Genomic DNA, 14,287 nt, shown 5'->3' with positions numbered 1-14,287 from the left:
CCGTTTGTCTACGCGCGTCCTGAAGTCGACCTTGTGTGCTCCCCGGGCGCCTCGGAATAGTGGGTGCGGTTCGACCGGCCAAGGAGGTCCCCACAACCTCCGGCCGAACCCCCCACAGGAGGACGCAAGTTGAAGCACCGACGCATATCCGGACGCCGTGCCACCGTGGTAGGTGCGGGCATCACCGCACTTGTCGCCGCGGGAGTGACCTTCCAGAGTGCGAACGCGAGTGAGGTCACCAAGTCCGCCGAGCCCAAGGCCCTTTCGGTTCTGGCGGCCGGAAAGATCGCCTCGACACTCGGCAAGGACCTCGGCGCCGACGTCGCGGGAACGTACTACGACGCGAAGACGAAGACCCTCGTCGTCAACGTGCTCGACGAAGCGGCGGCCCGGTCCGTCGAGTCGGCCGGCGCCAAGGCCCGGCTCGTCGAGAACTCCGTCGCCGAACTCGACAGTGCCCGTACGACCCTGAAGCAGGACGCGACCATCCCCGGCACCTCGTGGGCGGTCGACCCGACGGCCAACAAGGTCGTCGTCACCGCCGACCGCACGGTCTCGGCGGCCGAGTGGGCCACGCTCACCAAGGTCGTCGACGGCCTCGGCGGTACGGCCGAACTCCAGCGTACGAAGGGGGAGTTCAGGCCCTTCATCGCCGGCGGCGACGCGATCACCGGGAGCGGTGGCCGCTGCTCGCTCGGCTTCAACGTCGTCAAGGGCGGCGAGCCGTACTTCCTGACCGCCGGGCACTGCACCGAGGCGATCTCGACGTGGTCGGACTCGTCCGGCGTGATCGGCGAGAACGAGTCGTCCAGCTTCCCCGGCAACGACTACGGCCTGGTCAAGTACACGGCCGACGTGGCCCACCCGAGCCAGGTCAACCTCTACAACGGCAGCTCCCAGCGGATCACCGGCGCGGCCTCGGCCACCGTCGGTCAGTCGGTGACCCGCAGCGGCTCCACGACCCAGGTGCACTCCGGCACAGTCACCGGACTGAACGCGACCGTGAACTACGGCAACGGCGACATCGTCAACGGGCTCATCCAGACCGACGTCTGCGCCGAGCCCGGTGACAGCGGCGGCTCGCTCTTCTCGGGCAGCAGCGCGATCGGCCTCACCTCCGGCGGCAGCGGTGACTGCGACTCGGGCGGGGAGACCTTCTTCCAGCCGGTCACGGAGGCGCTGTCGGCCACCGGTACGCAGATCGGCTGAGGCTTCTCCTTCGCACACGATCCCTTTCCCGGCCTGATCGGTCCGGGACGATCCCGCCCCCGGGTTTCCGGGGGCGGGATTTCGTCGTGGTGGGGGCCGGCGTGCCGTCTCGATGAGATACGGTTTCTATCCTGACACTGAGTCTCAGTATTCAGTGAATGGATCGTTCATGGCACTTAGAACCACTGACTGGAGATGTGACCCCATGACCAAGACCCTCGGACTCATCGGCAGCGGCATGATCGGCGGCGCGCTGGCCCGCCTCGCCGTCGGCGCCGGCCTGAACGTCGTACTGAGCAACTCCCGAGGCCCCGAGACCCTTGCCGACCTCGTCGCCGAACTCGGTCCGCAGGCCCGCGCGGCCACGCCCGACGAGGCCGCGCGGGCCGGTGACCTGGTGGTGGCGACGGTTCCGCTGGGCGCCTACGAGCAACTGCCCGCAGCGGCCCTGGCGGGCAGGACCGTCATCGACACCATGAACTACTACCCGGACCGCGACGACCGGATCGTCGAGCTGGACGCGGGTGAGCAGACCTCCAGCGCCCTGGTGCAGCGGCACCTGGCCGAGTCCCGGGTGGTCAAGGTGTTCAACAACATCGACTTCCGGCGCCTGTTCACCTCCGCCCGGCCCGCCGGCGCCGCCGACCGCAGCGCTCTGCCCGTCGCCGGTGACGACGCGGCCGCCAAGGCGCAGGTGGGGGAGCTGCTGGACGCCCTCGGCTACGACGCGGTGGACATCGGCACGCTGGCCGACAGCTGGCGCAGCGAGCCGGGCACCCCGGTGTACGTCCAGCCGTACCTGGCGGCACAGCCCGAAGGGCTGACCCAGGAGGAGACGGGGCGCTGGTTCTTCGAGACGCCGGGCGTCCCGGTACCCGCCGACAAGGTGCGGGAACTGACCGACACCGCCGTCCGGCGCGCCGCGGGTGACGCCCGCGCGACTCTCGGCCGGGACTGAGGGGGGAGGCGGGACTGGCGCGGGGAGGGCGGGGGAACCGGGCAGGTCGGGGTGGTTCGCCCGCGCCCCCGACGGCAGCGTTACCGTCCCCGGCCGCACCGTACGCCTGGGGGCCGGGCTCCCGCCGGGGAGAGCTCGCGGCCCGGCCCCGCGTGCGTGGTCAGCCGTACCGGCGACGTCTTCGCCCGTGCCGCGCGCCGCGGATGGGGTTGGTCAACAGTCCATGATCTTGGAGGGGCGCGTCATCCGCCGGCGGCGTCCTCGGCCTCCCAGCGCAGCAGGTCGCCCGGCTGGCACTTGAGCACCTCGCAGAGCGCGGCGAGAGTCGTGAAGCGCACCGCCTTGGCGCGGCCGTTCTTGAGTACCGCCAGGTTGGCGGGTGTGATCCCCACGCGGTCCGCGAGCTCGCCCACGGACATCTTCCGCCTGGCCAGCATCACGTCGATGTCGACGGTGATCGGCATCAGATCACCTCGTTCAGCTCGGCCTGCATCTGTGCCGCTTCGACGTCGCGCGCGACGGCCTGGACGAGCAGCATCCGCAGTACGAGCACGATGAGCGCGACCCCCAGGATGGCCAGGCCGATCCCGCCCATGATGACGGTGACACCCGGGTCGTCCCGCTGGCCCGGTGCGTTGACGGCCGTGACCGTGAACCACACGAGGGCAGCCGCCACGATCGCGCCGATCACGCCGTCCACGTATCGGAAGGCGGCGTGGGAGAACACGGTTCCGCGTCGCACCATCGCCACCAGCCGCCATACGCAGACCAGAGCGACCTGGACCGACACCATGCCCAGGATCGTGATCACGCGCAGCGCGGTCAGCGGGAGCGACCCGTCCTCCGGGTCGTTCCCGCTGACCAACGCCCACACCATCCCTGCCTGTACGAACACGGTGCCGGCGAGCACCACCACGAGCACGGCGCGCAGCGCACGCACTGTCAGCTTTCCCACGGCCCGTCCTTCCATCGAGTTGCGATGGAAATCTATCGAAATTCGATAGATGAAGCAAGGGGTGGGGTGAGGAGTGTGCTGCGAGGTCCTCCCGCATGCGGCAATCGAACGAGTGTGCGAGCCTTGGGTTAGGGTGAGGACCTCGTGGGACGGGACGGCCGAAGGGGGGCTTGTGGGTAGCAGGAGGTGTGTATGTCGTTTACGCACCTCCATGTCGCCAGTGGCTACTCACTGCGCTACGGCGCCAGCCATCCGCACGCGCTCGCGGAGCGGGCGGCGGAACGCGGACTGGACGCTCTCGCACTGACCGACAGGGACTCCCTCGCCGGAGCCGTGCGCTTCGCGAAGGCGTGTGCGCGGGCCGGAGTACGGCCGTTGTTCGGTACCGATCTGGCGGTTCCCGGGGCGCCGGGGGCCCGGTCGGCCGGGGCGAAGCGGCAGCGTACGCCGGCCAAGGGTGGTGCCTTCGTGACGGAGGCGCCGTTCCGGGCGGTGTTCCTGGCCCGGTCCGCGTCCGGCTGGGCCGAGCTGTGCCGTCTGGTGTCCACCGCGTCGGCCGAGTCAGGCGCGTCAGGCGTGTCAGGCCAAGGGGTTGGGTGGGATGACCTGGCCTGTGGTCGCGACGGGCTGTTCGTGCTGCTCGGGGCCGGTTCCGAGGTCGGCCTGGCGCTGGCGTCGGGGCGGCCGGACCGGGCGGCGCTGCTGCTGGAGCCCTGGCGGGAACGGTTCGGGGAGGCGCTGCGCCTGGAGGTGGTCTGCCATGGGCGGCCCGGCACCGGACCGGGGTCGCTGCGGCTGGCCGCGCGGATGGCGGGCTTCGCCGCCGAGCAGCAGGTGACGGCCGTGCTCAGCAACAGCGTGCGATACGCCGACCCGGGCCAGCGGGAGGTCGCCGACATCCTGGATTCCGCGCGTCTGCTCGTGCCGATCGACACCCGGGACGCGGCCCGGCTGGACAGCGGGCAGCGCTGGCTGAAGGACGCCGGGGAGATGGAACGGATCGCCGGACGGATCGCCGAGGCGATGGGCGGGCGTGGTGCGGAGGCGCGGCAGCTGCTGAAGGCGACCGAGGAGACGGCGGCGGCCTGTGTGGTCGATCCGGGCGAGGCGTTCGGGCTGGGGCGGCTGAATCTGCCGGAGCCCGATCTGGTGGGCGCCAGTGCGGAGTCGGTCGACCGTGTGCTGGCCGAACGCTGTGCGGCGGGGATGATGAACCGCGGCTACCACCGGGAGGTGGCGCGGTGGGACCGGCTGGAGGACGAGCTTCGGATCATCGCCGGGCACGGCTTCGCCGGCTATTTCCTGACCGTCACCGAGGTCGCGGCGGAGGCCCAGAAGCTGGGTATCCGGGTCGCGGCGCGCGGCTCGGGGGTCGGCTCGCTGGTCACCCACCTGCTGGGGATCAGCCCGGTCGATCCGGTGGCGCACGGCCTGGTCATGGAGCGGTTCCTGTCCGCGCGGCGGTCCGCGCTGCCCGACATCGACCTGGACGTGGAGTCGGCCCGCAGGCTCGAGATCTATCAGGCGGTGCGCGAGAGATTCGGGGCCGAGCGGGTGGCGACGCTCGCGGTGTACAAGACGTACCGGGTGCGCGGGGCGATCGAGGACGTGGCGCGGGCCCGAGGTGTGGACCCCGACCGGGCCGCTCGGCTGGCCAAGGAGTTTCCGCACATCAGGGCGCGGGACGCCCGGGCGGCGCTGACCGAGCTGCCGGAGCTGCGTGAGGTCGCGGGGGAGGACCACGGCCGGTTGTGGGAGCTGGTGGAGATGCTGGACGGGCTGCCGAACGAGGCCGCGATGCACCCGTGCGGGCTCCTGGTGTCCAACGCCGGGCTGCTGGCGCGCACCCCGGTGCTGCCGACCACCGTCGAGGGCATCACCATGGCCCAGTTCGACAAGGAGGACATCGAGGACACCGGGCATCCGAAGATCGACGTCATCGGCGTACGGATGCAGTCGGCGCTCGCCCACGCGGTCGCCGAGATCGAGCGGGTCACCGGTGAGCGCCTCGACCTGGACGACCCCGCGCAGGTGCCGCCCGACGATCAGGCGACCTACGACATGATCGTGTCCGGGGACACCATGGGCACGTTCCAGCTCGAAAGCCCAGGTCAACGTGAATTGGTCAAAAATCTGCGTCCGAGGTCGTTCCTCGACCTGATCATCGACATCAGCCTGTTCCGGCCGGGCCCGGTGGCCGCGAACATGGTGCACCCGATGATCGAGGCCCGCGACGGCCGCACCCGGGCCCGCTATCCGCACCCGAGCCTGAAACCGATCCTGGAGGAGACCAAGGGGCAGGTGGTCTTCCACGAGCAGGTCATCGAGATCATGACGACGATGACCGGCTGCGACCGGGGCATGGCCGACGAGGCGCGCCGCGCGCTGTCCGACCCGGACCGGCACGGCCGTATGCGGGCCTGGTTCGCCGCAGAGGCCCGTACCCGTGGCTATCAGGCGCAGGTCGTCCGGGAGGTGTGGGAGATCCTGGAGAGCTTCGGGAGTTTCGGCTTCGCCAAGGCGCACGCGGCGGCCTTCGCACAGCCCGCCTACCAGTCCAGCTGGCTCAAGGCCCACCGCATGGCGGCCCTGCTGGCCGGGCTGCTCACCCACGATCCGGGGATGTACCACAAGCGTGTCCTGGCCGCCGACGCCCGTCGGCACGGGGTGCCGTTGCTGCTGCCCCACATCAACCACTCCCGGGCCGCACACACAATCGAACTGGTGTCTGATAGGTGGGGAGTTCGGATCGGACTCTCCCAAGTACGCGGTATCACCGAGGCCGAGACCGAACGCATCACCGGCGGGCAGCCCTACACCTCACTGGGCGACTTCTGGCAGCGCGCCCGGCCCAGCCGGCCGCTGGCCGAACGCCTGGCCCAGGTCGGGGCGATGGACTCCTTCGGGCCCCGCCGCGAACTGCTGCTGCGGATCGCCGAACTGCACCGATCCGGTCGCGGACACGGCTCGGCCTCGGGGCAACTCCCCATGGACGACGATCTGGGCGCCTCGACGGAAGGCGGTACGGCAGATGGTGGTGCAACAGACGGTGGTACGACGGAAGGCGGTACGACAGCGGGACTGCCGGTGATGAACACCTCCGAGCAGCTCGCCGCGGAACTCGACGTACTCGGCATGGACATCTCCCGCCACCTCCTGGAGGACCACCAGTCCCTGCTCGCCGACATCGGCGCGACCCCCGCCGCCGATCTGCCGCAGCTGCGGCACGGCACCCCCGTCCTGGTCGCCGGGGTCAAGGTCGCCACCCAGACCCCGCCGATCCGCTCCGGCAAGCGCGTCGTCTTCGCCACCCTCGACGACCCCACCGGCCTGTCCGACCTGGCGTTCTTCGAGGACAGCCACGCACGCTGCGCCCACACGGTCTTCCACAGCGGCCTGCTGTTGGTACGCGGGACGGTGGCCCGCCGCGCACCGCGCGCCTTCAGCATCACCGGGACCGCCGCCTGGGACCTGGCCGAACTCATCGACCTGTACCGCGACGGGGGCCCGGCCGCCGTCGCCGACCGCCTCACCCGCCCGACGGCCACAGCGGGTCCGGCCGCCGGACACCGGACCATCACCCAGCCCACCGGCTACGAGCTGCACCCCTGGGCCGACCTGCGACCCCCCGGCGCCCCGGTCGTCGGCGGACGGACCTTCCATCACTCCAGTCCCGGAAGCGCGGGGTGACCGACGAATGATCCTCTACGTCCACTTCGGCAGCCCATGCTCGGACGAAACGTTTCTCCAACTCCTGGACCTGCTCGGCGAGATCACCCCGGTCGTCCAGGCGCTGCCACCCGACGCGGCGTTCGCCGACGTCTCGGGGAGCACGCGGTACTTCGACCGCGACGCGAGCGAGCTGGCGGCCGTGATCCGGATGCGCGCCGCCGCGGGCTGCGACGCCGACTGCACGATCGGCGTCGCCCCCAACCCGCTGCTCGCCCGGCTGGCGGCCACCCGTGGAACACCCGGCGCGATCCGCACCGTCCCCGACACGCCTCAGGGCATCGCCGCCTTCCTCGCGGGTCTGCCGGTCGCCGCGCTGCCGGACGTGGGGCCGGCGACCGTACGCACCCTGTCCTCGTACGGCCTGACCACCCTCGACGCGATCGCGGTCGCCCCGCCGGCCACACTGCAACGCATCCTGGGTACGACCGCCGGGCGGCAACTGCACCAGCGGGCGGCCGGCATCGACCCCACCCGGGTCACCCCCGGTGCCCCGCCGCGTTCTCTCTCCGCGGAGCACCGTTTCGGGCGGGACGAACTCGACCCCGGCCGGCAGCGCGGCGCCCTGTCGCACCTGGCCGAGCGCCTCGGCGCCCAACTCCGCGGCGAACGCCAGGTCTGCCGGTCCCTGACCCTGACCGTCCGGTACGCCGACCACTCGACGACCACGCGCAGCCGTACCCTGCCGGAGCCCACCGCGCACGGCCCCCAACTGCGGTCCGTCACCTACGCGTTGTACGCGAGTCTCGGCCTGCAGCGAGCCCGGGTCCGCGGCATCACACTGCGGGCGGACGGCCTGTTCGACGCGGACTCGGCCACCCGGCAACTCACCTTCGGCACCGGCGACGACAGGGCCCACCGGATCGAGGCAGCGGCCGACAGGGCCCGGGCACGCTTCGGGCCGGGCGCGGTCCGGCCCGCGAGCACGGCCGGGATGACCTGACCACGTGTGGAGAACCTCCTGCGGGGAGTCCGTGGCCGCCGGTACAGGGGCACGGCCGTCACGTGCGCGGTCCCCGGTCGGCAGGTCGGCCGCCGTTGGTCACGGTCCGTTCGTGGTGTGGGAGAAGGGGTCGGTTTCGGAGCGGACGGGGAGTGTTTCGGTGGTGGGGGTGCGCAATCTGTCGAGGAGTACGCCGATGCGGCGGTCGGCGAGGTCCGCCGTGGCGTCGGCGTTCCCGGTGCCGGGGAACCCGGTGTTGGTCGTGCTGTCGCATCCGCGCCCGCAAGGCGGAGGAGGGCGTCGACGCGTGGGGGAGTCGGCGGGCGTGCCGGTGCGGCAGACGGGTGCTCGCCTCGGAGCGGCTGAAGTCACGGTCACCTCGCGGCCCAGGCGTGATCCGAACGACAGGCCCTGAGCCCCAGGTCTTGTCTCCCTGTGCCGGGCCCCGTTACCTTGCGGCGAGGTTTCTGGTCAGGTACGCGGTGCGGTCCGGCGCATCGGTGTTCGGCGTACGGAACGGGCATCGGGTGACAGGTCGAGGCAAGGGCCGGCAGGAAGCGCAGTACGGTCTGCTGACGAGCATCGCCGCCGAGGCGGGGATCTCGCTCAGCACCGTGTCCAAGGTGGTGCACCGGCGCCGGGACGTGGGCGCGGCGACCCGGGACCGGGTCGAGGAGCTGCTGGACCGGTACGGCTACGTCCGCCCGTGGGAACGGGATCCCGCGACGCCCCGGCAGATCATCGTCGTCTTCCGCGACCTGTCCGGCCCGTACACCCTGGAGGTCGCCCGGGGCATCGTGGACGCGGCCGGTGAGCTGGGCATCGACGTGGTCACCGGGACGACGAGCCGGCGGCCGATCTCCGGGTGGCTGGAGGAGTGCGTGGCGCTCGGCGCGGCCGGCATCGTGATCGTCATCTCGATGCTCGCCGAGGACGACCAGCGGCGGATCGTCGAGCAGCAGCTGCCGGTGGTGCTGATCGACCCGCTCAGCGCGCCGTCCGAGGACATCCCCAGCATCGGGGTGACGAACTGGAGCGGGGCCCGGGACGCGGTGCAGCACCTGCTCGGGCTGGGGCACCGTCGGATCGGCATGGTCGCCGGCCGCTCGCACTCCCTGGCCGGGGCGGCCCGCGTGCACGGCTACCGGGCCGCGCTGGACGAGGCCGGCATCGGCTACGACCCGGCGATCGTGCGCTCCACCGACTTCGACTACACCGAGGCGCTCGCCGCGAGCCTGCAGATCCTGCGGGCCGCCGATCCGCCCACGGCCGTCTTCGCGGCCAGCGACGCGCAGGCGCTCGGCGTGCTGGAGGCCGCCCGGCAGCAGGGACTGTCCGTACCGGAGGACCTGTCGGTCATGTCCTTCGACGACACGCTGGTGGCCGCCATGGCCTGCCCGCCGCTGAGCGCGGTGCGCCAGCCGTTCGAGGAGCTGGGGCGGGAGGCGACCCGGGTGCTCATGGATCTCGCCCAGGGCAGGCCGCCCGCGTCCCCGCGTATCGAGCTGGCGACGGAACTGGTGCTGCGGACCTCGACGTCCGTCCGCCGCCGAGTCAATACCCCGTAACCCGTCTTCGCGCGAAACCCTTTCGCAATGTGCCGGTGACAGCGCGGTGTCGCTTGCGAATACTGGCGTCCTTCCCCGCAGGCCCTCCTGCGTCCTCCTGCATCCCCCTTGCGGGCCCTTTCAAAGGAACGCCGTTGAAAAGATCCTGGGCGCGAAAGGCTTTCGCTTCGGCGACCGCCTTCGGCATAGGCGTGGCATTCGCCGTCGTCTCCGCGACGACCGCGTCGGCATATCAGCCGAGTCCCGCGAATCTGTATACGGCGGACAACACCGCCGCGTGCAACAAGAACCCCTGCGTGCTCTACCCGAAGTCGGCCCAACTGCCGAGCGGGCGGATCGTGGCGGCGTTCGAGAACAGCCAGAGCGCTCCGGTGGGGCAGACGATGCCCCTCTACAAGAGCGACGACTACGGCACGACGTGGGCGAAGCTGGCCGACATCAAGGCCCCCGCCTATCTCTCCAGCGACTCCGCGTACGCGAAGTACACGAGCAACTGGACCAACCCGTATCTGTACGTGCTTCCGCAGGCCGTCGGCAGCCTCAGCGCGGGCACACTGCTGCTCGCGAGCATCGTCTCGGGCGACGACGCCTACTACCAGGAGCAGAAGGCCGCCGACTCCAGCTGGACACCGTCCGGCGACGGCGACCGCAAGGACGTGGCGCTCGCCCTCTACGCCAGCACCGACGACGGCGCGACCTGGAGCTTCAAGAACATCATCGAGGCCGGCGGCTGGCAGGGCGGCAGCGCGGGCGCCGTCGGCCGGGTCTCGGCCGCCAACACCGAGGCCCAGGTCGACCCCATCTGGGAACCCCATCTGCTCGCCCACAACGGCAAGCTCATCGCCTACTACTCCGACGAGAAGGACTACACCGGCTACGACACCACCACCGGCGCCCCGACCCTCGACCCGGACAACGACACGGCGACCGACTCCGGCGGCCAGGTCCTCCTGCACCGCACCTGGGACGGCGGCAGCGGCACGGCGTGGAGCGGTCCGGTCGTGGACGTCCCGGGCTCGACCGTGAGCATGGGCGGCGGCAAGACGGAGATCGGGGGCGGCCGGCCGGGCATGACGACCATCGCCCCGACGACCGACGGCAAGTGGCTGCTGACGTACGAGTACTGGGGCGGCGGCACCAACGTCCGCTACCGGATCTCCGACGACCCGCTGAAGTTCTTCTCGGCCACGGACGCCGCGATCACCTCGCTGCCCGTGCCCTCCGGCGGGAACACGCTGTCCACCGGCGGCAGTCCGGTCCTCCTGCCGATGCCGGACGGCCGGATCGTCTACAACGCCTCCGGCAGCGGCAGCGTCTGGGTGAACGAGTCCGGGCTGAGCACCGGCACCTGGAAGCAGTACCAGACGCCGATCGCCGCCGGGTACAGCCGCAACCTGCAGTACGTCGACGGCACGGGCCGCGTCCTGGTCCTCCAGGCGTCCTGGAGCGGCGGCAGTGTCGGCCCCGTCAAGTACGCCGAGGTCGACCTCGGCCGCTCCGACGGCGCCTACTACAGCCTCGTCAACCGGCTGACCGGCCAGGTCCTGAGCACCGCCGCCGCGAAGACACAGGACGCGAACCTCACCGGGAACACCCCCGACCTCGTCCTGGGCGCGGACTCCGCCGCGAACACCCAGCGCTGGCACCTGACCGCCAAGGGCGGCGACGTGACGCTGCTCAACAAGGCCGGGGGCCGTGCGGTCGCCATCTGGACCGGCACCGCCACGGCCGGGCAGAAGCTGGCCCAGTGGGTCGACGACGGCGCCACCGACAAGCAGTGGACCCAGGTCGCCGCGACCACCAGCGGGTACTACAAGCTCCGTTCGGTCCGTAACACCAGCCTGTACATGACCGGCGCGACCGCGGGCGGCTCCGTCACCCTGGCGGCGTCGGCCGACGACGGCTCGCAGGACTGGCGGCTGGTCCAGGACCCGCTTCCCACGGCCTCGACGTTCACGCTGAAGGGCACGAACTCCGGGCGCTGCCTCGACGTCCCCAACGGTCAGACGGGCGTTCAGGTCCAGGTCTACGACTGCTCGGGCAACGCCAACCAGACCATCACCCGGACCTCGGCCGGTGAACTCCGGGTCTCTGGCAAGTGCCTGGCCGCCGATGCCGACGGGACCAGCGCGGGCACCAAGGTCATCCTGTGGGCCTGCAATGGCAAGACCAGTCAGCAGTGGGCGTTCCGGGTCGACGGCACCGTCGTCAACCGATCCAACGGCCTCGTCCTCGACGTGACCAGTTGGGGCACGGCCAATGGGTCGAAGGTTCAGCTGTGGACGGGGCTGGGCAATGCGACCCAGACCTGGACCCGGAGTTAGCGCGGAGCGCTCCGCTGGAGGCCTGGTCGTCGGCTGCGGGCCCGTTGTGTCGCGCAGTTCCCCGCGCCCCTGAGGGGGGCGCTGCGCGCCCCGCCTCACCATGAAAGCGGCGCCACCGGATCTGTCCGATCCGGTGGCGCCGCCCTCTTGTGTTCGTTTCCCCGGGGCTCTCAGCCCCGCTCGATCGTCACAGGCACGTCGTAATGCCGTACGACCGTCGCGTCCCGCTCCTCGCCGGTGAGCCGGATCGCGTCCCGTACCGGTGTGTCCAGGCTGGAGGCGCCTGCCTGGAGCAGGATCTCGCCGGGTTCGACGATGCGGTGGCCGGTCAGGCCGGTGAAGGCCAGGCGGTCGGTGTGGACGTGGAAGTGGACCACGGCCTGTTCGCCGGGGGCGAGTTCGACCTTGGCGAAGCCGAGCAGGAAGCGCACCGGCCGGGTCACCTGGGCCACCGGGTCGACGGCGTACAACTGGACGGTCTCGGTACCCGCGACCGCCCCCGTGTTCCGCACCCGCGCGCTCACGGTGAACTCCCCGTCCGTCGGCACCTGTTCGCGGTCCACGGCGAGCAGGTCGATGTCGAAGTCCGTGTACGACAGCCCGTGTCCGAACGGGAACGCGGGTGTCGGATCGAGGTTGGACAGGAAGCTCTGCCGGTCGCCGAGCGGCGGGTGGAGATAGGTGTAGGGCTGTCCGCCGGGCGAGTTGGGGATCTGCACGGGCAGCTTGCCGCTGAAGTTGGCCCGGCCGGACAGGAGTTGGGCGACGGCCCGGCCGCCCTCCTCGCCCGGCAGGAACACCTGCACCATGGCCGAGGCGGTGGCCGCGAACCGGCCCACGGCATAGGGCCGGCCACTGCTGACGACCAGTACGACCGGCTTCCCGGTCGCCAACACCGCCTCCACCAGCTCCTCCTGGACACCCGGCAGCCGCAGATCCTCCACGTCGCAGCCCTCGCCCGAGGTGCCGATGCCGAACATGCCCGCCTTGTCGCCGACGACCAGGACCGTGAGGTCGGCCGCCGAAGTCGCCGCCACCGCCGCCGGGATGCCGGTGCGGTCCTCGTCCCGGATCGGGCAGCCCTGCGCGAACTCCCAGTACACGGACGGGAGTTCCTCGGTCAGTGCCGTGCGCAGGGAGACCGCCTCGACGCCGTTGCCCAGGTCGTCGCGTTCGGCGAGGACGTGGTTGGGGAAGCTGTAGCAGCCGAACATGGTGCGTACGTCGTCGGCGCACGGGCCGATCAGCGCGATCCGGCCGATGGACGGGAGGGGCAGGGTTCCGTCGTTCGACAGCAGGACGGCGCTCGACCGGGCCACGGCGTGGGCCAGTTGGCGGTTGTCCGGCTTGTCCAGATCGAGTTCGCCCGCGCGCAGGGCGGGCGGCCGAGGGTCCCAGCCGACGTCCAGGAGCCCGAGTTCGGCCTTCTGTCGCAGCACCCGGCGTACGGCGCGGTCGACCAACTCCTCGTCCACCAGCCCCTGTTGTACGGCATGCACGAGGGCGTCCCCGAAGCCGCGCTGGTCGGGCAGTTCGACGTCCATTCCGGCGCCCAGGGCGAGTGCTCCGGCTTCCGGCAGGTCCTCGGCCACCCGGTGGGCGCTCACCAGGAAGGGCAGGGACCAGTAGTCGGAGACGACGGTGCCCTCGAACCCCCAGGCGTCCCGCAGGACTTCGGTCAGCAGCCATCGGCTGGCGGCGGGCGCCTCGCCGTCGATCTCGGCGTACGAGTTCATGACCGAGCCGACGCCCGCAGCGACCAGCCGCTCGAAGGGCGGCAGGATCACGTCGTACAGCTCCCGGCGGCCGATGCCGACCGGGGCGTGGTTGCGGCCGCCCATGGAGGCGGAGTACCCGGCGAAGTGCTTGAGGGTGGCGTACACCCCGGCGCTCTGCAGACCGGTGACATACGCCTCGCCCATCTCCCCGACCAGGTAAGGGTCTTCGCCGTACGTCTCCTCGCAGCGGCCCCAGCGGTAGTCGCGGATCACGTCGACGACCGGGGCGAGCCCCTGGTGGACCCCGGCCTCGGCCATGTCGGCGCCGATGGCCGCGCCGACCCGCCGGATCAGCCCCGGGTCGAAGGTGGCCGCCATGCCGAGCGAGGTGGGGTAGATCGTCGCCCCGTATGCCGTGAACCCGGTCAGGCACTCGTCGTGCGCCATGGCCGGGATGCCGAGCCTGCTCTGGCCGGTGATCTGCCGCTGGCGCTCGGCCAGGGCCCGGGAGTGCTCCAGGGCGGGCCGGGGCAGGGTGCCGTACGGGCGGGTCAGCTGGCCCAGGCCGTGCCGGGCGGTCTCGGCGAGGTCGCCGACGCGGTCGAAGATGCTGGTGCCCGGTGCCACCTCGGGGCCGGCCGGTTCGACGTCCTCCCAGGCACTGCTGAGCTGGGCGACCTTCTCGGGGAGGGTGAGCCGGGCGAGCAGGGCCTCGACCCGCTCGGCGGCCGGGAGGCCGGGGTCGGTCCAGGGCCGGTCGTCCTCCTCCTGCTGGGGGATGCCGTCGCTGTGGTCCGGCATGGTGGTGGTCATTGACGACTCCTCGGGGAGGTGCGCGGGCATGCCGACGGGGCCGGGCACCCGGCCCGGCCGTCGTACGGGG

General features: G+C 71.3%; 9 protein-coding genes. 6 read left to right on the top strand and 3 right to left on the bottom strand.

Annotation, left to right across the window (positions count from 1 at the left end; translation table 11 throughout):
* The first annotated feature begins 129 nt into the window (after window positions 1–129).
* Window positions 130–1,209 (top strand): S1 family peptidase, encoded by a 1,080-nt coding sequence (locus ACFYXF_RS41955; protein WP_389357734.1) that lies wholly within the window; start codon window positions 130–132, stop codon window positions 1,207–1,209.
* A 205-nt stretch (window positions 1,210–1,414) separates the two neighbouring features.
* The gene (locus ACFYXF_RS41950; protein WP_389357732.1) at window positions 1,415–2,167 is read left to right on the top strand and encodes an NADPH-dependent F420 reductase; all 753 of its coding nucleotides are present in this window, start codon (window positions 1,415–1,417) and stop codon (window positions 2,165–2,167) included.
* Between the two features lie 242 nt (window positions 2,168–2,409).
* Here the strand turns inward: ACFYXF_RS41950 and ACFYXF_RS41945 are convergent, their stop codons facing one another.
* Window positions 2,410–2,631, bottom strand: coding sequence for a helix-turn-helix transcriptional regulator (locus tag ACFYXF_RS41945; RefSeq protein ID WP_189845152.1), 222 nt, complete (start codon window positions 2,629–2,631; stop codon window positions 2,410–2,412).
* The gene (locus ACFYXF_RS41940; RefSeq protein WP_389357730.1) at window positions 2,631–3,122 is read right to left on the bottom strand and encodes a DUF2975 domain-containing protein; all 492 of its coding nucleotides are present in this window, start codon (window positions 3,120–3,122) and stop codon (window positions 2,631–2,633) included. The genes ACFYXF_RS41945 and ACFYXF_RS41940 overlap by 1 nt, the downstream gene beginning before the upstream one ends.
* Before the next feature lie 192 nt (window positions 3,123–3,314).
* Here ACFYXF_RS41940 and ACFYXF_RS41935 point away from each other — a divergent pair, with 192 nt between their 5' ends.
* The 4 genes from ACFYXF_RS41935 to ACFYXF_RS41920 all read left to right on the top strand — a co-directional run bounded on the left by ACFYXF_RS41935 (window position 3,315) and on the right by ACFYXF_RS41920 (window position 11,686).
* Window positions 3,315–6,812, top strand: a complete 3,498-nt coding sequence (locus ACFYXF_RS41935; RefSeq protein WP_389357728.1) for a DNA polymerase III subunit alpha — start codon at window positions 3,315–3,317, stop codon at window positions 6,810–6,812.
* 7 nt (window positions 6,813–6,819) lie between these two features.
* Entirely contained in the window at window positions 6,820–7,794 is a 975-nt protein-coding gene (locus tag ACFYXF_RS41930) for a hypothetical protein (RefSeq protein WP_389357726.1), read from the top strand.
* A gap of 527 nt (window positions 7,795–8,321) precedes the next feature.
* The gene (locus ACFYXF_RS41925) at window positions 8,322–9,362 is read left to right on the top strand and encodes a LacI family DNA-binding transcriptional regulator (protein ID WP_389357724.1); all 1,041 of its coding nucleotides are present in this window, start codon (window positions 8,322–8,324) and stop codon (window positions 9,360–9,362) included.
* 191 nt (window positions 9,363–9,553) lie between these two features.
* Window positions 9,554–11,686 carry an RICIN domain-containing protein gene (locus tag ACFYXF_RS41920; RefSeq protein ID WP_389357722.1) on the top strand — a complete coding sequence of 711 codons (2,133 nt, stop codon included), beginning with the start codon at window positions 9,554–9,556 and terminating at the stop codon, window positions 11,684–11,686.
* A 170-nt stretch (window positions 11,687–11,856) separates the two neighbouring features.
* Here ACFYXF_RS41920 and ACFYXF_RS41915 read toward each other — a convergent pair whose 3' ends face one another.
* Window positions 11,857–14,217, bottom strand: coding sequence for a glycoside hydrolase family 3 N-terminal domain-containing protein (locus ACFYXF_RS41915; RefSeq protein WP_389357720.1), 2,361 nt, complete (start codon window positions 14,215–14,217; stop codon window positions 11,857–11,859).
* Window positions 14,218–14,287: the final 70 nt, after the last annotated feature.

This window comes from Streptomyces sp. NPDC002680 (assembly GCF_042889145.1).
GTDB classification, from domain to species: domain Bacteria; phylum Actinomycetota; class Actinomycetes; order Streptomycetales; family Streptomycetaceae; genus Streptomyces; species Streptomyces adonidis.
Note: the sequence above shows the minus strand (reverse complement) of the source record. Positions and strands in the feature narration are given on the sequence as shown.